Source organism: Mesorhizobium sp. BHscii, assembly GCF_053848065.1.
The window spans coordinates 281,199-303,285 of the sequence record NZ_JBSPKW010000003.1 but is presented as its reverse complement, the minus strand read 5'-3'; the positions used below and the strand labels follow the sequence as shown (position 1 = coordinate 303,285).

Annotated in this window: 22 protein-coding genes; 3 read left to right on the top strand and 19 right to left on the bottom strand. The window is 62.3% G+C overall.

Features of this window, described 5'->3' with window-relative positions:
• Positions 1-33: 33 nt before the first annotated feature.
• From ACWTU7_RS06645 to ACWTU7_RS06630, 4 genes are all read right to left on the bottom strand, one after another.
• The gene (locus tag ACWTU7_RS06645) at positions 34-969 is read right to left on the bottom strand and encodes a putative B6 ABC transporter permease subunit 1 (RefSeq protein ID WP_455838206.1); all 936 of its coding nucleotides are present in this window, start codon (positions 967-969) and stop codon (positions 34-36) included.
• Positions 966-2,072 carry a putative B6 ABC transporter permease subunit 2 gene (locus ACWTU7_RS06640; RefSeq protein WP_455838205.1) on the bottom strand — a complete coding sequence of 369 codons (1,107 nt, stop codon included), beginning with the start codon at positions 2,070-2,072 and terminating at the stop codon, positions 966-968. The genes ACWTU7_RS06645 and ACWTU7_RS06640 overlap by 4 nt, the downstream gene beginning before the upstream one ends.
• On the bottom strand, positions 2,069-3,637 hold the full coding sequence (locus tag ACWTU7_RS06635) for a putative B6 ABC transporter ATP-binding protein (RefSeq protein WP_455838204.1): 1,569 nt from the start codon (positions 3,635-3,637) through the stop codon (positions 2,069-2,071). The genes ACWTU7_RS06640 and ACWTU7_RS06635 overlap by 4 nt, the downstream gene beginning before the upstream one ends.
• 80 nt (positions 3,638-3,717) lie before the next feature.
• Positions 3,718-4,746 carry a putative B6 ABC transporter substrate-binding protein gene (locus ACWTU7_RS06630; RefSeq protein WP_455838203.1) on the bottom strand — a complete coding sequence of 343 codons (1,029 nt, stop codon included), beginning with the start codon at positions 4,744-4,746 and terminating at the stop codon, positions 3,718-3,720.
• Between the two features lie 43 nt (positions 4,747-4,789).
• Here ACWTU7_RS06630 and ACWTU7_RS06625 point away from each other — a divergent pair, with 43 nt between their 5' ends.
• The gene (locus ACWTU7_RS06625) at positions 4,790-5,269 is read left to right on the top strand and encodes a hypothetical protein (protein WP_455846501.1); all 480 of its coding nucleotides are present in this window, start codon (positions 4,790-4,792) and stop codon (positions 5,267-5,269) included.
• Between the two features lie 39 nt (positions 5,270-5,308).
• Here ACWTU7_RS06625 and ACWTU7_RS06620 read toward each other — a convergent pair whose 3' ends face one another.
• The 9 genes from ACWTU7_RS06620 to ACWTU7_RS06580 all read right to left on the bottom strand — a co-directional run bounded on the left by ACWTU7_RS06620 (position 5,309) and on the right by ACWTU7_RS06580 (position 14,405).
• Positions 5,309-6,319, bottom strand: a complete 1,011-nt coding sequence (locus tag ACWTU7_RS06620) for an ABC transporter substrate-binding protein (RefSeq protein WP_455838201.1) — start codon at positions 6,317-6,319, stop codon at positions 5,309-5,311.
• 37 nt (positions 6,320-6,356) lie between these two features.
• Positions 6,357-7,172 carry an ABC transporter permease gene (locus ACWTU7_RS06615; RefSeq protein WP_455838200.1) on the bottom strand — a complete coding sequence of 272 codons (816 nt, stop codon included), beginning with the start codon at positions 7,170-7,172 and terminating at the stop codon, positions 6,357-6,359.
• Positions 7,169-8,011, bottom strand: a complete 843-nt coding sequence (locus ACWTU7_RS06610; RefSeq protein ID WP_455838199.1) for an ABC transporter ATP-binding protein — start codon at positions 8,009-8,011, stop codon at positions 7,169-7,171. Before ACWTU7_RS06610 ends, ACWTU7_RS06615 begins: the two co-directional genes overlap by 4 nt.
• Positions 8,012-8,135: 124 nt before the next feature.
• Positions 8,136-9,065: a 5-formyl-3-hydroxy-2-methylpyridine 4-carboxylate 5-dehydrogenase gene (gene fhmpcd1, locus ACWTU7_RS06605; RefSeq protein WP_455838305.1), complete on the bottom strand. Its 930-nt coding sequence runs from the start codon at positions 9,063-9,065 to the stop codon at positions 8,136-8,138.
• Entirely contained in the window at positions 9,065-9,685 is a 621-nt protein-coding gene (locus ACWTU7_RS06600) for a glutathione S-transferase family protein (protein ID WP_455838198.1), read from the bottom strand. The genes fhmpcd1 and ACWTU7_RS06600 overlap by 1 nt, the downstream gene beginning before the upstream one ends.
• Before the next feature lie 25 nt (positions 9,686-9,710).
• Entirely contained in the window at positions 9,711-10,118 is a 408-nt protein-coding gene (locus ACWTU7_RS06595; RefSeq protein ID WP_128341450.1) for a RidA family protein, read from the bottom strand.
• Positions 10,119-10,127: 9 nt separating this feature from the next.
• Positions 10,128-11,261, bottom strand: coding sequence for an LVIVD repeat-containing protein (locus ACWTU7_RS06590; RefSeq protein ID WP_029353625.1), 1,134 nt, complete (start codon positions 11,259-11,261; stop codon positions 10,128-10,130).
• A gap of 74 nt (positions 11,262-11,335) precedes the next feature.
• Complete coding sequence (locus tag ACWTU7_RS06585) at positions 11,336-12,487, bottom strand: cupin domain-containing protein (RefSeq protein WP_287113694.1); 1,152 nt, start codon at positions 12,485-12,487, stop codon at positions 11,336-11,338.
• A gap of 289 nt (positions 12,488-12,776) precedes the next feature.
• Positions 12,777-14,405 carry a GMC family oxidoreductase gene (locus ACWTU7_RS06580; protein WP_455838197.1) on the bottom strand — a complete coding sequence of 543 codons (1,629 nt, stop codon included), beginning with the start codon at positions 14,403-14,405 and terminating at the stop codon, positions 12,777-12,779.
• 213 nt (positions 14,406-14,618) lie between these two features.
• Between ACWTU7_RS06580 and ACWTU7_RS06575 the strand changes: the two genes are divergently transcribed.
• Complete coding sequence (locus ACWTU7_RS06575; RefSeq protein ID WP_029353619.1) at positions 14,619-15,296, top strand: FadR/GntR family transcriptional regulator; 678 nt, start codon at positions 14,619-14,621, stop codon at positions 15,294-15,296.
• Between the two features lie 46 nt (positions 15,297-15,342).
• Positions 15,343-16,878: a GMC family oxidoreductase gene (locus tag ACWTU7_RS06570; protein ID WP_455838196.1), complete on the top strand. Its 1,536-nt coding sequence runs from the start codon at positions 15,343-15,345 to the stop codon at positions 16,876-16,878.
• 86 nt (positions 16,879-16,964) lie between these two features.
• On the opposite strand, the gene ACWTU7_RS06565 is transcribed toward ACWTU7_RS06570, so the two are convergent.
• From ACWTU7_RS06565 to ACWTU7_RS06540, 6 genes are all read right to left on the bottom strand, one after another.
• The gene (locus tag ACWTU7_RS06565; protein WP_455838195.1) at positions 16,965-17,792 is read right to left on the bottom strand and encodes an inositol monophosphatase family protein; all 828 of its coding nucleotides are present in this window, start codon (positions 17,790-17,792) and stop codon (positions 16,965-16,967) included.
• The gene (gene ttcA, locus ACWTU7_RS06560) at positions 17,782-18,672 is read right to left on the bottom strand and encodes a tRNA 2-thiocytidine(32) synthetase TtcA (protein WP_455838194.1); all 891 of its coding nucleotides are present in this window, start codon (positions 18,670-18,672) and stop codon (positions 17,782-17,784) included. The genes ACWTU7_RS06565 and ttcA overlap by 11 nt, the downstream gene beginning before the upstream one ends.
• Positions 18,673-18,912: 240 nt before the next feature.
• Entirely contained in the window at positions 18,913-19,530 is a 618-nt protein-coding gene (gene rpsD, locus ACWTU7_RS06555) for a 30S ribosomal protein S4 (RefSeq protein ID WP_029353615.1), read from the bottom strand.
• Positions 19,531-19,887: 357 nt separating this feature from the next.
• Entirely contained in the window at positions 19,888-20,076 is a 189-nt protein-coding gene (locus ACWTU7_RS06550; RefSeq protein ID WP_455838193.1) for a DUF3008 family protein, read from the bottom strand.
• Positions 20,077-20,137: 61 nt separating this feature from the next.
• Positions 20,138-20,950 carry a glutamate racemase gene (gene murI / locus ACWTU7_RS06545; protein ID WP_455838304.1) on the bottom strand — a complete coding sequence of 271 codons (813 nt, stop codon included), beginning with the start codon at positions 20,948-20,950 and terminating at the stop codon, positions 20,138-20,140.
• Between the two features lie 150 nt (positions 20,951-21,100).
• Positions 21,101-21,952 carry an RNA methyltransferase gene (locus tag ACWTU7_RS06540; protein WP_455838192.1) on the bottom strand — a complete coding sequence of 284 codons (852 nt, stop codon included), beginning with the start codon at positions 21,950-21,952 and terminating at the stop codon, positions 21,101-21,103.
• Between the last annotated feature and the right edge of the window lie 135 nt (positions 21,953-22,087).

The following is a 22,087-nucleotide window of genomic DNA, read 5'->3' as shown; positions in this document are numbered from 1 at the left end:
TTGGCGCGGGTCCCGTCCGCGCATGAATTGCCGTCAGCGCGCGCCGCGCTCGTAAGGAATACCGAGCGCTGCCGGCAGACTGGCCCGCCGGCCGAACAGCACCAGCATGATCATCACCGCCAGGAACGGTAGCATCTGGATGACGTCGGTTGGTATGTTGATGCCGGCCACCTGCATGGCCGTCGTCAGCGACAGGCAGACGCCGAACAGCAAGGCGCCGAACAGCACCCAGACCGGTCGGCCGCGCGCCAGCATGGCCAGCACGATGCCGAGAAAGCCCGCGCCATTGGTGATGAACGGAATGAACAGGCCTGCGCCGACATTGGCGAGAAAGGCGCCGCCGAGCCCCGCCAGCGCTCCCGTCGTCAGCACGGCGATGGTGCGGGTTCGCACGACGTCAATGCCGGCGACGTCAAGGGCGGCCGGCTTATCGCCCGCCGCCTGCAGGTTGAGGCCGAGCTGCGTGCGCCGATAGACGTAGCCCATGGCGAAAACCAGCGTGACCGCGAGATAGACGCTGAGATGCTGCCTGAACAGCGCCGGCCCGATGACCGGAATGTCCGACAGCAACGGAATGACGGTCACGTCCACTGCCGGCAGGCGGGGATAGCTGCGCGAAAACTGGAAATGGTGGAGCAGCGCCGTCAGACCTTCCAGTCCGAGCGTCAGCGCGATGCCGATGACGATCTGGTTCAACCCGATGCGCACGCAAAGCAGCGCCATGACCAGCGCCACCGCGATACCACCGCCGGCGCCGGTGAGAAAGCCGAGCCACAGCGATCCGGAATAGAAGGCGCCGACAAAGCCGAGATAGGCGCCGGCCAGCATCATGCCCTCGATGCCGATGTTGAGTACGCCGGCCTGTTCGGACATCTGTTCGCCGAGACCGGCCAGCAGCAGCGGGATCGCCGCGGTGACCGCGCCAAACAAAAGCGCGCTGAGAAAGACTTCGCCGAACAGCCCGGTCATCGCTTCAGTTCCCTTCGCGACTGGTTGTAGCGGTGATCGAGGTATTCGGCGAGCGCGAGCACGATCAGCACGATGGAGACCAGCACGAGCGTGAAATGATTGGGCACGCCGAGCCGGCGCGCCGCACTCTCGCCGCCGATCGACAGCACCGAGAGCAGGAACACGAAACCGATGGCGGCAAAGCCGTTCATGCGGGCGAGGAACACCACGGGGATGACTGCAAGCCCATACGCAGGGTTCCAGTCGGCGCGGACGTTACCCTGAACGCCGAGGATATCGACGGCGCCGGCAAGGCCGGCCAGCCCGGCCGAAATGGCGAAGACGGCAACGGTGAGCTTCGGCACGCCGAGCCCCGCATGGATGGCTGCGCGCGGGTTTGCGCCGACGATCCTCAGCTTCAGGCCGAAGGCCGTGCGCGTCATCACCAGATGTACAGTGATGATTGCCACCAGTCCCAGAAGCAATCCGCTGGTGATGGTCGTGTCGAACAGGCGCGGCAGCCGGTCCTCGACCGGCAAGGTGCGGGTTTGCGGCACGGTAGTCCCTGGATCGCGAAACACCAACTTGACCAGCACATTTGCAAGCGAGGTACCCAGGAAGGTCATCATCAGCGTGGTGATGATCTCGTTGACGCCCTGATAGGCCCGCAGCAGCGCCGGCACCAGCGACCAGATCATCGCAACCAACATGGCGATGACGAACGAGCAGATCAGCGCCAGCCAGGCCGGCATGACCTGCACGAGAGCCGGAGCGCTGGCCGCAGCCGTTACCGCGCCGAGCAGGAACTGGCCATCGCCGCCGAGATTCCACATACCGGCGCGAAAGGCCACGATCAGACCGGCGGCAATAAACAGCAGCGGCGCCATGCGCGTCAGCGTCTGCTGGATGCCGAGCGGCGATAAAAGCCCTCTCTTGAGCACAAAGCCATAGTAGGCAAGCGGATCGACGCCGACGGCAAGCAGGATGCTGCCGGCGATGATCAGCGCGGCCAGTATAGGGCCGAGCGTCATCAGCAGCCGATGCTGGATATCGCGGCGCGTGACCACAGCAGCCGTGGCATCGAGTGCGGTTGCACCGGCGGATGGTGCGGTGTCGATGCTCATGCGGCAAGCCCGATCATCAAGCGACCGATCTTGGTGCGGGCATCGTCGGCATTCTCGACGGTGCCGACGAGCGATCCGTTCGCGATGACGGCGATGCGGTCGCACATGCTGAGCAACTCCTCCAGATCGGTGGAGATGAGCAGCACGGCAAGGCCGCGAGCCGCCGTGTCGCGGATTCGCTGGCGTGAAGCCAATGTGTTGGCGAGATCGAGCCCGTATGTCGGCTTGTTGAAGATTACCACTTTTGCGCCTTCGGCGAGTTCGCGCGCGAGCAGCACCTTCTGGATATTGCCGCCGGAGAGCCGGGCGACCGGCGTTTTCAGGCTGGGCGTACGCACGTCGTATTCACGGACCAGTTGGGCCGCACGCTTGTCGATTTCGGCGCGCTGCTCGACGCCTCTGCGCCAGAAGGGGGCCGCGCCGACCTGCTTGAGAAAGAAGTTGATCGAGACCGGGAAGGTCCCGACGGTGCCCTCGCCGAGCCGGTCGTCGGTCAGATAGCGAAGGCCTCGCTCACGGCGTTCGCCGACGCTCAGCGCGTCGATAGTCGCTCCTTGCAGCCGCACCGAACCGCCCACAATCGCACGCTGGCCGGCCAACGCCTCCGCCAGTTGCTTCTGGCCATTGCCGTCGATGCCGGCGATGCCCAGCAGCTCGCCTGGACGGATGTCGAACGAAATCGACGACAGGCCCGGCGCATCGTCTGTCGGCGCAACGCCGAGATCATGGACCTGAAGCAGCGGAGCCGCTTCGGCGTGGATGGTGCGAACCGGTCGCTCGGCCGCTTCCGGGTCGTCCTTCTGCTTGCCGAACATCAATTCGACGATCTCCGAGATGATCGCTTGCTCGCCCAGTGCACGAAACCGCTCGGGAGGAACTTCGCCGACCTTGCGGCCGAGTTTCAGCACCGAGATTCGATCGCCAAAAGCCGCCGCCTCCTTGAGCTTGTGGGTGATGAAGACGATCGCCAACCCCTGCTCGACCAGGCGGCGCATAAGCGCGCCAAGCTCGTCGATGCCCTTCGGCGTTAGCATCGAGGTCGACTCGTCGAGGATCAGAAGCCGGCTGTTGCGCACAATCGCGCGCAGGATCTCGACCTGCTGCTGCTCGCCGAGCGAGAGTTCCGACACCCTGGCATGCAGCTTGACCGTGATGCCGAGTGTCCTTGTGATTTCGGCGACGCGCGCTTCCAATTCTTCGGTCTTGGGGCGCTGCCACCACGGTCCGCCGAGCAGCAGGTTTTCCGCCACCGTCAGCGTCGGCACCAGCATCATGTGCTGGAATACGGTTCCGATGCCGAGCGCCAGTGCATGGCGCGGCGATGTGATCGCGGTAGGCTCGCCGTCGACCAGTATGCGCCCCTCGTCCGGCTGCTGCAGGCCAGACAGCATGCCGATCAAGGTGGATTTCCCGGCGCCGTTTTCACCGAGCAACACATGCACCTCGCCCGGACGGATCGCCAGATCGACGCTGTCATTGGCAACCACACCGGGGAACCGTTTGGTGACGCCTTCAAGCGCGACGATGTCGCGCTTGTCGACCGACAATGAGGACGCACTGCTCATGAAAGCCAAGGCCTTGAAAACATAAAATCGGTTCGGAGGGGTGAACGGATCACCCCTCCGGAAGCCTGCTTTTGATCGCCCTACTGGGCGACGCTGGTCATCAGCGCCCTGACGGCTGCTGCATCATAGACCGGCTCGATCTTGGTCTTGCCGGAAATGATGTCTTCGCGCAGCGTCTGGATCTCTGCCCAGACATCGTCGGGGATCGCAGCGGTCTTCAGAAGCTTGACCGAATCGTCCTTGAGGCCGATCGAGTAGCTCTTGGTGCCGAACGTGTCGGCCTTCAGGTCGGCGATCATCGCCGCGTAGACCGGCTCGATATTCCAGACCACCGACGACAGCAGGAAACCTTTGTCGATCGGCGTCTTGTCGCCGATGACGTCGATGAAATAGACCTTGCCGCCATCGCCGGCCTTGGTCGTCTCGACCGCCTGCAGCATGCCGAAGCTCGAGCCGTTGCCCTGGCCGAAGATGATGTCGGCGCCGGACGCGATCACACTTTCGGTGACGCGCTTGCCGCCGGCCGCATCGCTGTAGGCGGCGGGCCCGATCACCGCGTAGGTAACCTTGACGTCAGGGTTCTCGGCCTTGACGCCCTGCGCGAACGCAGCCGACTGCGAGTTCCACGACGGAGGCTCGCCGGACACGACGATACCGACCGACTTGGAACGCGACATCTTGGCGGCGAGACGACCGGCAAGATACGCGCCCTGGTGACCGCTCAGCGTGTAGTCGGCGACCAGGCCCTTCTCCAGACCGGTCGGTGTATCGACGATCGCCACCGGCACCTTGGTTTCCTTGGCGATTTCGGGTGCCGCGGTGTTGTAGCCGCTGGCATGGGCGATCAGCAGGCTGGCGCCGTCAGCCGCCAGTTCCCGCAATGTCGGCCGCACGTCACCATAGCCGAGCCCCTGCGCCATCACTATCTCGACACCGGCAGCTTTCGCCGCTGCCTTGGCAGCGTCGATGCCTTGCTGGTTCCAGCCATAGTCAGTGCCTTCTTCCGGCGTCAGGATGGCAATGGACGTGACTTCGGCGGCAAGTGCGTTGCCCAGCAAGAGGCCGCTTAATATAACAGCGCTAACGCTGCTCTTCAGAAACTTAGACATGTTACCCTCTCTGTTCGGTTGAACCAAGATATTCTTATTGTTATTGCGCAAAAGCGAGGTAGACTGCCTGAACAATTCCATACGGAGTTCAGGCAAGGTGGTTGTGCGATACATCCTTCCGATAGCGCTGGCGTTCACGTCGTTCGCCAGCGCGGTTGAATTGCGGAACATCGCCGTGCGAACCGGCACCGACGGGCTCGATCGTGTGCCGCTGACGATTTCGAATGCGGGGCGCGAGGCGCTTTCCTGCAACGCAGACTTCGCCCACTGGTATTCGGCCACGATCGCCACCGCGGCGCCTGGCCGGAGCGCCAGTGTCGAGCTGTGGTTCGATCCAAAAACCGGGACGTTTGCGATCCTCAACGACAAGCGCGAAAACCTGCCCGTCGAGCGACTGTGGTGCGGCCTGGCCAGCCAGGCATACGCCACGCGCGTTCAAATCGCGCTTGATCGAACCAGCGCCGCAAAGGGGCAAGTGGCCGTGACGTGCAGCAGCGCGGACGACAGGCTGGCCTGTCGATAGACCCTCGCTTTTCACCAGGTCAGACACCGCCCCCGACCTTCACTCTGCCGCCAGGAATTTGTCAGTGAAGACGTCGTCGGCCGACAGGGCCGTTTTGAGGACGCCCTGATCCGTCAGCGTCTTCAAGGTCTCTTCCCACTGGGTCTTGGTCATCCAGCCGAGGCCGTGCTCCTTCGTCGCCGGACTGTTGAACGTCGAAGCGATGTCGGCGTTGAGCTGGGCCAGCAGCACATCCTTCTTTTCCGCGTAGCCCGGAACGGCCTTGGCGGTGATCTCGGCGGCTTCTTCCGGATGAGCTGCGACATAGTCGAAAGCTTCCCTGTAGGCCTTCACGAAGCGGCGCACGACATCGGGCTTGTCCTTGATCATCGCCTCAGAGGTGAACAGCCCCGAGCCATAGGCTTTCCAGCCGTGATCCGCGCCGAGCATGATGCTCAGCGACCCCGGGCCGCCGGCCTTGGCTTCAAGTTCGGGCACTTCGGCGTCGAGATAACCGACCACTGTCTGCACGCGTCCGAGCAGCAGGTAGCTCTCGTAAGGCGGCGAGACGCTGTTGAGCGTCATGTCCTTCTCGCTCATGCCATTGGCAGCCAGAAAACCCCTGAAGAAGATGTAGGTGGAGCCTGCCGGATGGATGCCGATGGTCAGGCCCTTGAGGTCGGACGGCTTGGTCAGCTTGAGCGTCTTGGCGAGCGAGATGATGCCCAGCGGCGACTGCTGGTTGACTGCCGCCAGCGCCACGACGGGAACATTCTGGGATCGTGCCACGGCAAGCGTCGGAAGATCGCCGAAGCCGAATTCAGCGTTGCCGTTGCCCACGAGGCGCATTGCGTCCGGCGAGCCAGAGCCTTTGCGGACCTCGATGACATCTATGTCGTTCTTGGCGAAGAAGCCTTTTTCCTTGCCGACAAAGAACATGGCGTGATTGCCGCGCACCACCCAGTCGAGCTGGACGTTGACCGTGTCCGCCGCCAGCGCCGCGTTCGAGAAGCCAAGCGCGCTGACAAACGCCGCAAAGGTGGCTGCCTTGATAAGAGAGCGTCTCAGCATTGTTTGTTCCCCTTGTTTGTTGGTTGTTCAAAAGATCCTAAGCCCGGCTGAATTTCGGCGCCCAGGGCACCACGAAGCGTTCTAGAATTTCGGCTGCGTAGTAGAAGGCGATGCCGAGCACGGAAACGAGCAGCAGCGCAGCAAAGACAAGAGCCGTGTCGAGTTGGGTCGACGCGAACTGGATGACGTAGCCGAGCCCGTCCGAGGCTCCGGCAAATTCGCCAACGATGGCGCCGATCACACTCAGGGTCGCTGCAATTTTGGTTCCGGCCATTAGGCTCGGCAGCGAGTGGGGAACACGGATCCTGAACAGGATCTGGGTCCGGCTGGCGCCAACCGAATTCATCAGCGACAGAAGCGAACGGTCGACCGATTGCATGCCGGCCAGCATCGACAGCGTCACCGGGAAGAAGGCGATGACCAGGATCAGACCGATTTTGGGTGCGAGCCCGTAGCCGAACCAGAGGATGAAGATCGGCGCCAGCGCGACCTTCGGCACATTCTGGAACAACACGACGAGCGGGTATAGCGCACGGCCCAGCCAGTCGAAGCGCACGATGACAAGAGCAAGCGCAATGCCGACTACGACCGAGACAAGGAAGCCAAACAGGATTTCGCCCGCCGTGACCACCGTCGCCTGCATGAGGGTGCCCCATTGGGCGACCAGCGATTTCGCAATCTCGGATGGGGCAGGAACGATAAACGAGGAAATGGAGAATATCCGCACCGCGGCTTCCCACAACACGATCGTCATCAGCAGAAGGATGACCGCCGGAAGCCAGCTGCCTGTTGCCGCGCTCCAGCCGGAAACCGGCTGTGACGATGAGAGATTCAGAGAGGGTTGCTCGCTCACGTCGCGCCTCCCGGCTTATGACTGGAGCGCAGCATCGTTCGAAGCTGAAGCACCAGCCTGACGAATTCGGGGACTTCGGTCACGGAAGCGTCGCGCGGATAGGGCAGCGGAATGTCTAGACTCTGAGTAATGCGTCCCGGGTTGATCCCCAGCACATGAACCTGGCGAGACAACTGAATGGCTTCGTCGATCGAATGCGTCACGAAGACAATAGTCTTGCCGGTCCTCTGCCAGATCTCAAGCAGCGACTGGCCCATCGAATCGCGGGTGATCGCGTCAAGGGCACCAAACGGCTCGTCCATCAGCAAGACAGCCGGATCAAGCGCCAAAGCCCGGGCGATGGCGACCCGCTGACGCATGCCGCCAGACAGTTCGTTTGGGCGCTTGTGGGCGGCATCGCCAAGGCCCACCAGTTCCAGCATCTCCTGTCCACGCGCCCGCAGCGCCGAGCGCGACATCGACTTGTCGGCGATGCCTAGCAGCATCGAGGCATTGTCGACGGCGTTTTTCCACGGCAGCAGATTGGCGTCCTGAAAGACCAGACCGATCATCCGTTTGCGCGCCGCCTCGCCTGGCGAAACGCCGGCGATCGAGACGCTGCCGTTGCTCGGATTTACCAGCCCAGCCAGCACTTTGAGCAACGTACTCTTGCCACAACCGGACGGACCGATGAGGGAAACGAACGAACCCTTCGGAACCGAAAGGTCTATATCCCTAAGGATCAGTTGCCGGTTCTGATCCGTGCCCATGATTACCGACACGCCCTTGATGGAAATGAGGTCGTCGTGGCGAATATGGGCGGGTCGGCCGCCGGCTGGTCGAATGGTTTCAACCTGCATGGTCGGTCACCCCACACATGGTCATTGGCCGCAGCCGCGCGGTTTTGATGGTGCAGTCCGCATGAGCGGCCAACCAGGTGAAATTCCCAACACGGCCAGCCTCGTGCGCAACTCGTGCCATCGCCTACTCCTGGCCCTCGAGGATGCGGCGCACGGCGACCAGCTTGCGCGCCCGTTCGCCTTGCAGCGCCTTTATCTGTTCGGGCGTGTAGGAGAACATGCCCTCGCCCGACTTGATTCCGAACTTCGATGCACCGGTCTTCTCCAGAACCATCGGCGCGACATCATCCCGATTGGAAAGATCGGCGTTCAGGAACGACGAGACGGATTTGTAGATGTCGAGGCCCGCCATATCGAGCAGCGCCATCGGCCCGATGACGGCGACCTTGTAGCCGATGCCCCAGGATACGCAGGTGTCGAGATCCTCCGGTTCGATGACGCCGCGCTCGACCAGGTCGACCGCTTCACGCAGCAGCGCGTAAAGCACGCGATTTTCGACGAAGCCGGGAACGTCCTTCTTCACAACCACCGGCAACAGCCCGATCGAGCGGATCAGGTCGCGTATCGTCGCGACGGTTTCAGGCGCGGTCTTCTCGCCGCCAATCACCTCGATCATCGGAATGATGTGCGGGGGGTTCGACCAGTGCATGCCGACCAACCTCTCGGGATGCGAAATATGGGCCTGCAGCTTGGTGATCGGAATTCCTGACGTGTCCGAGGCGACGATCACCGAAGAACCTATCAGCGGGTCGATGGCGCGATAGGTTTCGGCCTTGATGTCGATATTCTCAGGCACATTCTCGATGACCAGTTCCGCACCATCGACAGTCTCGGCGAGGGTGCGGACGAAGCGCACCGTGCCAGCGCCCGATGCGGGCGCCTTGATATCGAGACGGTCCAGAATCGCGCCAGCAATGTCGAGCATGCCGCTGGCGCGTTCGACCGCGACATCGGAAACATCATACGCCGCCACGTCGAGCCCGCCGCGCGAAAGCCGCGCGGCGATGCCCGGACCCATCGTTCCCAGTCCGATGAGGGCGGCGCGCTTGATCATCATGCGGCCTTTGCCGGGGCGGCGGCGGTCGCCGCCTTGAAGGCCGGACGAGCGGCGATTGTGGCCACCCAGCGCTCGAGGTTGGGCAGCGACGGCCGGTCGATCTTGAAGTCGATACAGCGCTTCAGGATCGGCGCGCAGGCGACGTCGGCAATGGTCAGCTTGCCCAGTGCCAGGAAATCCTTGCCGGCCAGATGCCCGTCGACGATCTTGAGTTGCGCCACAAGGTCCTTCACCTGCTCCTTGTATTCGGCGGTCTGCTCTTCGGGCGTCAGCTTGGCGCCCTTGAAGGCGGCCATATAGCCCGGATTGACAGCTGCCAGCAGAAAATCCATCCAACGCTCGACCTCGGTCTTTTCGGCAGGGGTGGCGCCGGTCAGCTGTTCGCCGCCGGATGCCGCGAGATAGCGCAGGATGGTGTTCGACTCCCAGATCACGGTGTTGCCGTCGATCAGCGTCGGAACCTTCGACGTCGGATTAAGCGCCTTGTACTCGGGCGTCTGGGTGTTTTCGAACTGGCGGCCGTAGTCCTCGCGCTTATACGCCGCGCCAAGCTCTTCGAGCATGAAGAGCACCTTTTGAACGTTGCCCGATGTCTGGCGTCCCAAAAGTTTGTACATGTCGTCTCCTCGATTGTGTCGTGACCTACCTGCCGGCCGGCAGCGGCTTGTAGACGATGGCGTCCATTTCGATCTTGGTGTTGATGACGGCTTTTGCCTCGACGGTCGTGCGCGCCAGCACCGCGTCGCCAATCCCTTCGAGGAACGCCTTGTTGTAGCGGCCGAAATCGCGCGTATCCTCGAGATAGGTGGTGATCCGCACGACATCGGACAGCGTTGCGCCCTCATCGGCAATGACGCGCGCGATGGTCTTCAGCGTCGCCAGCGTCTCTTCCTCGATCGTGCCGCTGATCATGTTGTTGTTCTCGTCCTTCGGCACCTGGCCGGAGACGAAAATGAAATCGCCGGCCCGCACCGCCGGATGAAACGGCAGGTTCGGATTCTTCTTGCCGATGGCGTAGTGGCTGGCGGATTTTCGCGTGCTGTCGTTCAACCTATCCCCCTAGAGAACGCTGGTTTCGATGATGTCGACGCCACGGATGCGGTCGATAAGGTAGACGATGCCGCGATCGTCGATGGTGACGTCGTTGGAAGACGAACGCTCAGCGCCTTCAGGCGCGTCGGGCACGAAATGGCCGACCTCCTTGGGTGCGAACGGGTCAGCGATGTCGACCAGCCGCAGCCCCTGCGCGAACCATGCAAACGGAATGATGGTGCCCTTGAAGCGCTCGGAAGGCTGATGGCAGCCGGTCATCGGCGGTTGTGGTTCGCCATCCGGGTCGAGGCCAGGCACCTGGAAGGTCGAGATCGGCAGCGGGTTCGTCTCGTCGGTGATGTCGTAGATCCAGGTGAAGGCCGGCGGCGAAGGTCGGAGTTTGGCGACATCCTCGTCCGCCACCACCATGATGTTGCGGCCCTTGAGCGGCTGCGGGATCGGCAGGCATGTGTGCGTGGGATGCGGGAAGCTCGGGCTCGAATTGATATGCGAGACAAGCTTCGGCTTCGAAATGTCGGAAATGTCGAGGATGAACAGACCGTGATGCCAGTAGCTGACATAGAGCCGGTCGCCCATGCGCAACGGATGGTGGCAGCGCGGCGTGACGTAGTCATGCCACGGATACTCCTCACCGCCGCCGGTCCACTGCCCCGGTATCCACCAGCGCCCGACCTCGACCGGATTTACCGGATCGATCAGGTCGAGGATCATAACGATGTTGCCGACATAGCCGTCGGCGGTCGGCGAGATATAGGCGTAGCGGCCGTCATAGTCATAGCGGTGCACGCCATGGCCGCCGGTTGTCCATTTCGAGATCAGCTTCGGCTCCGTCGGTCGGGTCGTGTCGTAAATCGCCAGGCCACCGCCGAAATCGGCTGGGCCCGCATTGCCGAAGCGCTCGTGGTTGATGATCATCAGACCGTCCTGCGCACGCACCTTGTGCGAGTGCCAGCCCGGCGGAACGTCGATCGTCGCGATCTTCTTCGGATTGCGCGGATCGGAAATGTCGACCAGCGTCGTGCCGCTCGGCGGGCGCATGTGGCCGACATAGAGGATGTTGCCGTCGACCCAGACCTGGCCACCGCCCGGACAGTCGACATGGCCGATCTGCTTTGTGTTGAACGCCGAAACCAAATTCATCCGCCTTTGCTGCTGAACCGTCTCTTTCGGTGTCCGCGCCATTATGCCGGCGCGGACAGTTTCCGCTGCAAAGACTAGACGATGCGGAGCAGGTCGCCGGCCTGGTTGCGGCCCCAGCGCTTGTAGAGGAGCAGCGCCTTCTGGGTCGGCGCATCGGTCGCGCCGAAGAAGATGACCGGCTCGGTCGAGGAGCCGTTGACATGCTCGACCCACGAACCGCCCGGTATGGCGATCGTGTCGAACTGGTTCCAGTCGTAGCGCTTGCCGTCGATGATTGAATGGCCATTGCCGCGGAACGGCGCCAACAGCAGGCTGGCGGTCTCGCGCTGCGGCAGCGTCTTCTCGCCCGGCCGCAACATCTGGACGTAGAAGTTGATCGTTCGGAAGACCGGGCCGCCGGTGGTGGGGTCGACATAGTCGATGACGATGCCTTCGTGCGGATCGCCGTCCCAATCCTTGTGCGCGTCGAGGATCGCTTCCATCTTTTCCCAGCGATAGACATACATCGGCGACGACAGGCCACCGCCACGCTTGTGGTCGACGAAGCGCGGCATCAAGCCACCCTCGCCGTAGATTCGCTGCGAATAATCGCTCGGGAACCGGGCGGTCTGCACCTTCTTCTCGACTTCCTTGCCGTCGACCATCTCGGTATATTTGTGGTCGAAATGCACGGCGTGCAGCGTCTCGACCAGCGGCAGATCGAGAACCGATAGATTGACCGCCTGTTCGCCGCCGACCGTGCCGTGATTGTGCCAGGCGTCGTTCGGCGTCAGCACCATGTCGCCAGGGCCGAAAACCACATCCTCGCCTTCGACGCCGGTAAAGTTGCCCTTGCCGGTCAGGCCAAAACGTATGGCGCTCGGCGAATGCTTGTGCGGCGGCATGATCTCGTCGGGATCGTTCAGGCGGTAGGCGGTGTACATCGTGCTGACCGAGGCGCGCTTGGGCGCAAGACCCGGATTGACCAGGATCAGCGACCGGCGCTCGCTATCGTCCATGGTCACCAGTTCCGCGGCGCGCTGCAGCAGCGGCTCGATGTCGGTGTAGGACCAGACGAAGGGGATCGCCTTCGACGTCGCCATGAGCTGCTTGATCTCGTCGTGATCGACGCCTTCCGATGTCGCCCAGAACGGAAACATGTTCTTTTCGTAGAGGGCGTCATAGAGGCCCTTCAGCGCTGCCTTTTTATTGGTGACGGCAAGGTCTGCTGGTTGCGCCAAGGACATGTCTGACACCTCTCTTCACGAAGAATATGCGTTTAACCAACTCAACCGTATTCGGATTGGTTTTGCTCGACAATCCCAAAAATGGAGAATTTTTGAGGTTTTTGGTTGAGACGCTTTTTTGAAGGGAAAATGCCGCGAAAGGGCACAACATTTCAAAAATACGCGAAAAATACGACCCGTCCAGCAGGTGCGGATCGAGCCATGACGGCCGCGACCTTCCCACGGCAGCCCAACCAACTCAAATTTTGCTTTCAACCAAAGGATTTGGTTGAACGCCGCGCGACAGCGATCAGTCGGCAATGCTTTGCTCAGCACGGCTGCGGATCAGGTCCGAGGCCTTTTCGGCGATCATGATGACCGCCGCATTGATGTTGCCGCAAATAAGGTCCGGCATCACGGAAGCATCCACTGCGCGGAGCCCGGCGACTCCGCGCACCCGCAGTTCGGGATCGACCACCGAGCCGGCGTCGACACCCATGCGGCAGGTGCCGGCTGGATGATGCACAGTGATCGAGGTCTTGCGAATATGCTCATCGATCTCGTCGTCGCTCTGGCATTGTGACCCCGGAAAGAATTCCGATGCGATGAACGGCGTCATCGACGGTTGTGCAGCTAGGTTGCGCGCAACGCGGAAGCCGGCGCGAAGCGACTGCCAGTCACGCGGCGAAGACAGGAAATTCTGGTGGATCAGCGGCGCGGCCAACGGGTCGTTCGACGCCAGTTTGACGCTCCCCCTGCTTTCCGGCTGGACGGCGACGATGCGGGTCGCAAAGCCATCGGCGAAGGGTGCCTTGAATGGCGACAGGTAAGGCCATGCGGCAAGCGGTGCAGCCGTAAAAAGCAGCTGAACATCCGGCAACGGCCGGCTTGCATCGCTTTTCAGAAACGCCACGACCCCGCCGGGCACGTCTCCCGAAAAACCCTTGCCAGTGAGATAGGTCTTGACGAAATCCAGCCCGATACGGTCGGCCCGCATCATCTTCAGGAATGGTCCCGGCTGCTTGCGCCGGTACATCAAAATGACCGAAACATGGTCCTGCAGGTTCTTGCCGACCTGCGGCCGGTCGACTTTCGTCTCGATACCATGCGCGGCGAGCTCGCCGCCATCGCCGATCCCCGACAGCATCAGCAGCTGCGGCGTATTGATGACGCCGCCGGCAAGCAGGACCTCACGCCGCGCCAGCACCTGGTGGGTCGCGCCGCCTCTGGTGTAGGCGATGCCGGTCGCCCGCCCATCCTTCAGCAGGATCCTCGTCGCCATCGCGCCGGTCAGCACCTTGACATTGCTGCGGCGCATGGCGGGACGCAGATAGGCCGACGCCGTCGAGCAGCGGCGACCGTTTGCGATCGTCATCTGCAGGCGGCCAAAGCCTTCCTGCACGGCGCCGTTATAGTCGTCGGTCTGGGGGTATCCGGCATCCCGGCCGGCTGTGGCGAAGGCATCGATCAGTTCGTCCTTGTAGCGGCAGAACTGCGTGTTCAGTGGCCCGCTGCCGCCGCGATAGTCGCTCTCGCCCTTTTCCCAGCGCTCCTGCTTCTTGAAATAGGGCAGCACCTTGTCGAACGACCAATCGGTGAGCCCGCTGGCCGCCCAGCGATCATAGTCGCCACGATTGCCGCGCACATAGGCCATGGCGTTGGTGGAGGAGGAGCCGCCGATGACCTTGCCGCGCGCGCATTCGACCTTGCGTCCGCCGACATTGGCCTCGGGCTCGCAGAAATACATCCAGTCGTGACGGCGCTCGGTCAGGATCTTACCCCAGCCGAGCGGGATGTGGATCATTGGATCGCGATCCCAGTCCCCGGCTTCCAGGAGCAGCACGGAAACATCAGGATCTTCGCTCAGGCGGTTTGCAAGCACGCAGCCGGCTGACCCGGCTCCGACAATGACATAATCGAATGTTTCTCCAAACGGCATGCACGGTCCTCGGGAGAAGGACGGCCCCGCCGAGATGTGAGCCGTCAAAAGAAACAACTGCGGCACTCAACCATCGCGCAACTGGTGTTGTCAACCACTGGGCGCAGATGTAGATTGGTTGAGTTGGTTGAGTGCCGTGTTCATCGATTCTGTGTCACAATATGATATCAGGACGCTGAGTCGACCGCCGCCGATCAGACAGGAGATTTGGTTTTGAGCGCATTCGAGCCGCAGATCGTATCATCGGATCTCGACGACATCATCGCAGCGGTCCGCCAGTTGCAGCAGGATGGCGGCAAGCTTCCTTCCGAGCGTGACCTAGCCGAACATCTGAACGTAAAGCGCCATCAGCTTCGCAAGGCGCTCGAGTTACTGCGCCAATCAGGTGATTTGAAACCGGCGCGCGCCAGGCGTGCGCCAACCGCCCTGCCCCGATACGGCGAAGAGCTCGTCAGGGTAACCAACCCTATCGAGGTTCTGGAGTTGCGCCTGCTCATGGAGCCGGGCCTCGCCCGGCTGGCATCGCTGCGCGCCTCCTCGTTCGAGACGGCCCGGATCATTGACGCGGCAACCACGCCGGAGAATGCGTCGTCGGGCGCGGTCGATTTCGCTTTTCATTCCGCCATCGTCGCTGCCGCCCGCAACCATCTTGCCGCCGAATTCTATAAGATGCTGCGCCAGGTCGGGGTCGATGCGCGGGTGAAGATCGCACGCACCGCAGCACCCACCTGCCCTAAGCGGATCGCCGAGCGCGACGGCGAACATCGTCTGATCGCCGAAGCGATCTCGAAACGCGACCCCGAAGCTGCCGAAGCGGCCATGCGCGCGCATTTGCTGTCCGTGCAAAGACGAATCACGGAACGGTCGAATGCCGGCGCTTTCGCGGCATGAGCGTTGCGCGTTCTAGCCAGCAAGCCTGCTCGCGGGGCCTTTCAGATTGATGCGTCATTTCGACGTGCTGGTCGTCGGCGCGGGATCCGCTGGCTCGGTGGTGGCTAGCCGGTTAAGCGAGGACAGCTCGTGCCGGGTCGGCTTGATCGAAGCCGGGACCATGCCGTCCGATCCCGATATCGCCGACCCGCTGAAATGGACGATGCTGCAGGGCCGCGCCTATGACTGGGCCTATCGGACGGTGCCGCAACCCTTTACCGCAAACCGCGTCCATGAATGGCCGCGCGGAAAGATCGTCGGCGGTTCGAGCTGCCTGCATGCCATGGCCTATGTGCGTGGCCATCCCGATGATTTCCAACCCTGGGCAGTGGCAGGCGGCGAGCGCTGGTCCTTTTCGGGCTTGTTGCCAGGCTTCGTCCGCAGCGAAGCTTTCACCGCCTTCGACGCGCCGTCGCGCGGCCGCAGCGGACCGCTGGACGTCTATCTGCCGGATGCGGAGGTCAGCCCCGTCGTCCGCGCTTATATGGCCGCTGGACAGGCCATGGGGGTCCCCGTCCTGACCGACCACAACAGCGGCGAGCTCGCCGGCACGAGCCCCAATTCGCTGAACATCCGCGCCGGCAAGCGCCTGAGCGTCGCCGACGCCTATCTGCCGCCGGAGGTCATGACGCGACCGAACCTCGCTCTCCTAACCGACCACGAGGTCGAGCACCTCGTGCTGGAAGGCCAGCGGGCCACGGGTGTGGCTGTCGTGTGCGACGGAGCGAGCATGACGATCTCCGCCGACAGGGTCGTTCTTTGCGCCGGCGCGGTGTCGTCGCCGCTCATCCTCATGCGGTCTGGCATCGGCGACCCGGATACGCTGAAGCGGGCGGGGATACGCTGCCTCGCCGACAGACGCGATGTCGGCCGCAATCTGCAGGATCATCTGCTGGCCCTTGGAAATGTCTACAGCACGAAAAGACCGCTGCCGCCGTCGCGCCTGCAGCACTCGGAATCGCTGATGTACCTGCACGGCAGCGATCCGACCCGTTCGACGGGAGGCCCCGATATTGTGCTCGCCTGCGTCGTTGCTCCATCAGCCGCTGGTGGCTTGAATGCACCATCCTATGGCTCGGCTTTCACCATTCTATGCGGCGTCACCCATCCGACCAGTCGTGGACACATCGCACCGGGCGGGCCGGGCCGAAACGATGCACCGATCATCGACCCGCATTATCTCGAAACCGAACATGACCGGGCGGTTTTCCGGACGGCGCTGAAGGCGGCGCGAATGATTGGTCATCATGCAGCGCTGGACGAGTGGCGCGACGTGGAAGTTCTGCCGGGATCACCGGTGCAGTCGGACGACGACCTTGACGCTTTCATCGCCAGCGCCGCCTCCACACATCATCATCCTGCCGGTACCTGCCGGATGGGCGGGGATGCCGACGCCGTCGTCGACCCGGATTTGCGGCTCAACGGCTTCGACAACATCTTCATCCTCGACGCGTCGGTGATGCCGACGATCCCGAGCGGACCGATCAATGCCGCCATAGTGGCCATCGCGGAGACCTGGGCGTCAGCTCCACCTCGCGCATGACCCCGAAAATCGGAATCGTATCGAGCGCAATTCGGGCCAATCGAGATCGGCCGGGCGTGGCCCGAACCGGATCGATGCCGGACGGCCTATTCCGCCCAGAGTTCGCGGCGCAGTTCGCGCCAGCTTTCTTCGTCCGGCGCGACCAGAAGGCCACCTCCGACATGCGAAGGCAGATAGTCGCTGCCATCGAAACGCGCCGCGTAACCACCTGCTTCGGCATGGATCAGCACACCGGCCAGATGATCCCACGGCATCAGCTTGTTGTAGACGACGAAGTGGGCGTGGCCGCTCGCCAGCAGGCGGTATTCGTGAGCCGCGCAGCGGTAGCCGAATTGCGACAAGGATTTCGTCTGGTTGCGCGCCAGCCGTGACCGTTCCGGCTCGGGCATGTATTGCCAGGACACCGCGCCGGTCATTTGCGAGATCGGTGCAGGCTCGGCGACATGCACCTTCTCCAGAGTGCCATGCGCATGCCGTATGTGGCTGCCAGCACCCTTGGCGCCGATCAGCCAGTCCTTGCCGACGGGATCGTGAATGATGCCGGCGACGGTCTCGCCCTTCACGACGACGCCCAGCATGACGCCGAACAGCGGCACGCCCGAGGCGAAATTGAAGGTGCCGTCCACTGGATCGATGACGAAGGCAAGATCGGCTTCGCCGAGGCCCTGGAGCAGCGCCGTGTCGTCGGAGCAGGCTTCCTCGCCGACGATCATCGCCTGGGGGTAGCGCTCACGCAGCCTGACGGTGATGAGCCGCTCAGCATTCACGTCGGCCTCCGTCACCAGGTCGGCTGCCGAGGTCTTCTGGCGGACCTCGCCCTCATCCAGCCGTCGAAAGCGCGGCATGATCTCGGCAATGGCGGCGTCGGACAGAAGCTTGGCAAGCCAGTCGATCGCGGTATCGTCAAATGTCATCGGGAACGTCTTGCCGTGTAAGGGTTTCGTTGAGGGCGGCGAAATCGAAGAGTTTGCGATCGAGCAGATGCGAAGGCCGCACATTGGTCATGGCGTGAATCATCGTGTCCTTGCGGCCGGGCATGCGCTTTTCCAAGTCGTCGAGCATCGCCTTCATCGCATTGCGCTGCAAGCCGTCCTGGCTGCCGCACAGATCGCACGGGATGATCGGGAATTTCATGGCGCCGGCGAATTTTTCGAGATCGGCCTCGGCGCAATAGGCGAGCGGCCGCAGCACCATGACGTCGCCGTCGTCGTTGAGCAGTTTTGGCGGCATGGCGGCGAGGCGCCCGCCATGGAACAAATTCATGAAAAAGGTTTCGAGAATGTCCTCGCGGTGGTGGCCGAGCACCAAAGCCGAGCAGCCCTCCTCCCGCGCGATGCGGTAGAGATGGCCGCGCCTGAGCCGCGAGCACAGCGAACAATAGGTGCTGCCCTGGGGAAGCTTGTCGGTCACCACCGAATAGGTGTCCTGATATTCGATGCGGTGCGGAATGGCGTATGTGTTGAGATAATCGGGCAGAATGTGTTTCGGAAAATTCGGCTGGCCCTGGTCGAGATTGCAAGCCAACAGGTCGACCGGCAGCAGCCCGCGCCATTTGAGGTCGAGCAGCAAAGCGAGCAGGCCGTAGGAATCCTTGCCGCCGGACAACGCGACGAGCCAGCGATCGCCTGATTTCACCATCGAAAAATCGTCGATCGCCTGACGGGCGAGGCGCAGCAGCCGCTTGCGCAGCTTGTTGAACTCGACGGAGGACGGCACATCGGCAAACAGCGGATGAAAGCCGCCTGCGGCATCGGCGATCGGTCCGAGTGTTTTGGCGTCTGGCAGCATGTTCATGGCGCGTCGGCCCCAAAGTCCTTGTTGCTGCCCGGATTAACGCATCGGCCCGAAAACCGAAATCGATTTTCGAAAAGCATGATGCGCAAATAGAACGAACCAGAGCGTACTTTGTGCGTCCAAGCGGATGCACATCGCTCTAGCATGGCTGACAAAGAAAAGCTGGGCGGACCAAAACCGGACAAAGAAAAGGCCGCCTCGATGGGCGGCCTTCGATGCTGTCGCAGACGGCGCGTTCGATCAGCGCGAATAGAATTCGACGACCAGGTTCGGTTCCATCTGCACGGCGAAAGGAACATCCGATAGGCCGGGGATGCGACCGAAGGTCGCTGTCATCTTGTTGTGGTCGACCTCGATGTAGTCAGGCACGTCGCGCTCGGCCAAGCCCACTGATTCCAGGACGATCACCAGCTGCTTCGACTTTTCGCGCACTTCGATGACGTCGCCCGGCTTGCAGCGGTATGAGCCGATGTTGACGCGCTTGCCGTTGACATTAATGTGGCCGTGATTGACGAACTGGCGAGCGGCAAAAATGGTCGGCACGAACTTGGCGCGGTAGACGACCGCGTCGAGACGCGACTCGAGCAGGCCGATCAGGTTCTCCGAGGTGTCGCCCTTGCGGCGATCCGCCTCTTCATAGACCTTGCGGAACTGCTTTTCCGAAACGTCGCCGTAATGACCCTTCAGCTTCTGCTTGGCACGAAGCTGCAGGCCGAAATCGGAAAGCTTGCCCTTGCGGCGCTGGCCGTGCTGGCCGGGACCGTATTCGCGCTTGTTGACCGGGGATTTCGGGCGGCCCCAGATGTTTTCGCCGAGACGGCGGTCGATCTTGTATTTCGCGGATTCGCGCTTGCTCATCGCATTCCCTTTCAAAACAACACACCCGGAACCTCATGGTCCGGATGAAGGAAACGCGCCCTCCTCTGGCCCCCGTTTTCGAGACCTGACAGGGTTTTCCCACGCAACGCGGCGGAAAACCCACGGGACACGTCATTTACACAAGACCTGGGAAAATAGAGCGCTTCCCAAACGTCTTGCGCACATAAAGAAACCACCGGGCGTTGCGGCCCGGTGTTGGTGGGCTGATTAAACGGAGATTTAACCGGTGTCAAGCTTGCGGCTGGCGGATAACCGACCCGCTGCGGGCTGTGTGCTGGACCGCGGCCGTCCAACTGCGGAATCGGACCCGCCCTCCGTGCGGGTGCGGATGAGCGGCTAGTGCTTTGATTTCTTCTCGGGCAGGTCTTTACGCTTGGTCTCCGCGAATTCCTCGAGCTGCTTTTCGCTCATCGATTTGTACATTCCCTTCGAAGCGCCTTTGAGCTCACTCTTTTTGGTCTCGCCACGCTTGGCGGACAATGCCGCTCCTGCGGCTTTCTGCTGGACTTTTGAAGTGGCTGGCATGATCGTTTCTCCCGTCTTGCAATGAGGGAAAACGCACCGGTCCAGGTGACGTTCCCAGGTATCAGGAAATCGCCAGCCCAAACCCCTGCATCAGGCGGCGAGTCGGGAAATCAACCCGCTTCGACGTGAAGACAGCAAGGTCGGCGCCTTCCGGCAGCGCCTCGCCGCGATTCCTGGCCTCGGTGCCCGCGAGCAGCGAGAGCGCCCGCCGTGCGATCGCCTCGGCGGGATCGAGCCAATCGACCGGCCAAGGTGCCGTCTTGCGCATACGGTTGGCCAGAAACGGATAATGGGTGCAGGCAAGCACGACGATGTCGGTCCGCAGTTCATCATGTTCGACGAAGCACGGCGCGATCTCGGTTCGCACCGCTTCTTCATCGACAAAGCCCTCGCGCATATAAACCTCGGCCAGCCCCGCCAGATTATCGCTGCCAACCAGGCGGACATCGCATTTTTGCGCCCATCTGCTGATCAGGTCGCGCGTATACTGGCGTTTGACGGTGCCGGGCGTCGCCAGCACCGAAACCAACCCGGAGCGAGTGCGTTCCGCCGCCGGCTTGATCGCCGGCACCGTGCCGACGAAAGGGTGGCCGGGAAATCTCTCACGCAACGCATCGATGACCAGCGTCGAAGCGGTATTGCAGGCGATGACCGAGATCGCCGGCGAAAAACGGTCGAGCAGCTTGCCGAACAGCTCCAGTATATGCGCCCTCAGTGCCGGTTCCTCCCAAGCGCCATAAGGGAAAGCCGCATCGTCGGCGACATAGACGAAGCGGCGGTCGGGCATCAGCACGCGCGCTTCGCGCAAAACCGTCAGGCCGCCGATGCCGGAATCGAACATCAGGATCGGGCGGGCGCTTGAGGGATCGGTCATTGTCATTTGAGTCGCGAGGGAAGGCTCGGATTACGAGAGAAGGCTGGGATTGCGAGAGAGGCTGGGGACCACGTCAGGAAGATGGTCACATTCGAAGGTCCATCGTCCTAAAATGATGGACCACACCAAATAACATTCGGTTACTCGTGTTTAAGCCTGGTCTTTGTCTGTCGCCTTCGCGGCGCGTGCGGCCGCCGCCGGAAGCCGCCTTGGATCATCGCCCGGCGATCCGTCGCCGCGCGGCATGGCCGGCGAAAACCTGTCCAGCGATGATATTATGCCGCGCAGCACCTTGAGTTCCGGCTCGGCGAAGCCGGCGCGCGTCAGCACCGCGCGCAGGTTGTCGACCATCTTCGGCTTCTTCGGCGCCGGGCGGAAATAGCCGCGCGCTTCGAGCGCGCCTTCCAGATACGCGAAGAGGCCGTGCAATTGTTCCTTGGTCGCCGGCATCATGTCGGGGCTGGAAAAATTGGTTTTCGTCTCATCTTCCAGGCCGGACTTCATCCATTCATAGGACATCAGCAGGGCCGCCTGGGCGATATTGAGCGAGGAGAAGGCGGGATCGACCGGGAAGGTGACGATCTCGTCGGCCAAGCCAACCTCGTCGTTGTAGAGCCCGAACCGCTCGCGGCCGAACAGGATGCCGGTGCGCTGTCCGGCTTCCTGGCGCGCCCTTAGCGCCCTGCCCGCCTCGACCGGTCCGCGCACCGGCTTGAAATTATCGCGTGCGCGCGCCGTGGTGGCGAAGACGAAATTCAGGTCGGCGACCGCCGAGGCCAAATCGTCAAATACCCTAGCGGCATCTATCACATGGTCGGCCCGGCTCGCGGCAGCGCGCGCCTTTTCGCTCGGCCAGCCGTCGCGCGGATTGACGAGGCGCAGCTCGGACAGACCGAAATTCGCCATGGCGCGCGCGACCATGCCGATATTCTCGCCGAGCTGCGGCTCGACCAGGATGATCGCCGGGCCTGCGGCAGGAGGGATGTCGTTGCTGGCTTGCATGGCTGTCAATGAACTGCTGTTTGCGGCATTTCAGCCTCCCCTGCCATATCCGGCCGCGAAAATGAAGCTTTCACAAAATGAAGCTTTCACAAAGAGTGGCCGACGGCGATGGTGAAGCACGCCCGCGCGGATCGC

Bases quoted from the DNA above. Each gene is read 5' to 3' on its own strand.
- ACWTU7_RS06645 (WP_455838206.1), bottom strand. From the start codon at position 969: ATGACCGGGCTGTTCGGCGAAGTCTTTCTCAGCGCGCTTTTGTTTGGC.
- ACWTU7_RS06640 (WP_455838205.1), bottom strand. From the start codon at position 2,072: ATGAGCATCGACACCGCACCATCCGCCGGTGCAACCGCACTCGATGCC.
- ACWTU7_RS06635 (WP_455838204.1), bottom strand. From the start codon at position 3,637: ATGAGCAGTGCGTCCTCATTGTCGGTCGACAAGCGCGACATCGTCGCG.
- ACWTU7_RS06630 (WP_455838203.1), bottom strand. From the start codon at position 4,746: ATGTCTAAGTTTCTGAAGAGCAGCGTTAGCGCTGTTATATTAAGCGGC.
- ACWTU7_RS06620 (WP_455838201.1), bottom strand. From the start codon at position 6,319: ATGCTGAGACGCTCTCTTATCAAGGCAGCCACCTTTGCGGCGTTTGTC.
- ACWTU7_RS06610 (WP_455838199.1), bottom strand. From the start codon at position 8,011: ATGCAGGTTGAAACCATTCGACCAGCCGGCGGCCGACCCGCCCATATT.
- fhmpcd1 (WP_455838305.1), bottom strand. From the start codon at position 9,065: ATGATCAAGCGCGCCGCCCTCATCGGACTGGGAACGATGGGTCCGGGC.
- ACWTU7_RS06600 (WP_455838198.1), bottom strand. From the start codon at position 9,685: ATGTACAAACTTTTGGGACGCCAGACATCGGGCAACGTTCAAAAGGTG.
- ACWTU7_RS06590 (WP_029353625.1), bottom strand. From the start codon at position 11,261: ATGAATTTGGTTTCGGCGTTCAACACAAAGCAGATCGGCCATGTCGAC.
- ACWTU7_RS06585 (WP_287113694.1), bottom strand. From the start codon at position 12,487: ATGTCCTTGGCGCAACCAGCAGACCTTGCCGTCACCAATAAAAAGGCA.
- ACWTU7_RS06580 (WP_455838197.1), bottom strand. From the start codon at position 14,405: ATGCCGTTTGGAGAAACATTCGATTATGTCATTGTCGGAGCCGGGTCA.
- ACWTU7_RS06565 (WP_455838195.1), bottom strand. From the start codon at position 17,792: ATGACATTTGACGATACCGCGATCGACTGGCTTGCCAAGCTTCTGTCC.
- ttcA (WP_455838194.1), bottom strand. From the start codon at position 18,672: ATGAACATGCTGCCAGACGCCAAAACACTCGGACCGATCGCCGATGCC.
- rpsD (WP_029353615.1), bottom strand. From the start codon at position 19,530: ATGAGCAAGCGCGAATCCGCGAAATACAAGATCGACCGCCGTCTCGGC.
- ACWTU7_RS06550 (WP_455838193.1), bottom strand. From the start codon at position 20,076: ATGCCAGCCACTTCAAAAGTCCAGCAGAAAGCCGCAGGAGCGGCATTG.
- murI (WP_455838304.1), bottom strand. From the start codon at position 20,950: ATGACCGATCCCTCAAGCGCCCGCCCGATCCTGATGTTCGATTCCGGC.
- ACWTU7_RS06540 (WP_455838192.1), bottom strand. From the start codon at position 21,952: ATGCAAGCCAGCAACGACATCCCTCCTGCCGCAGGCCCGGCGATCATC.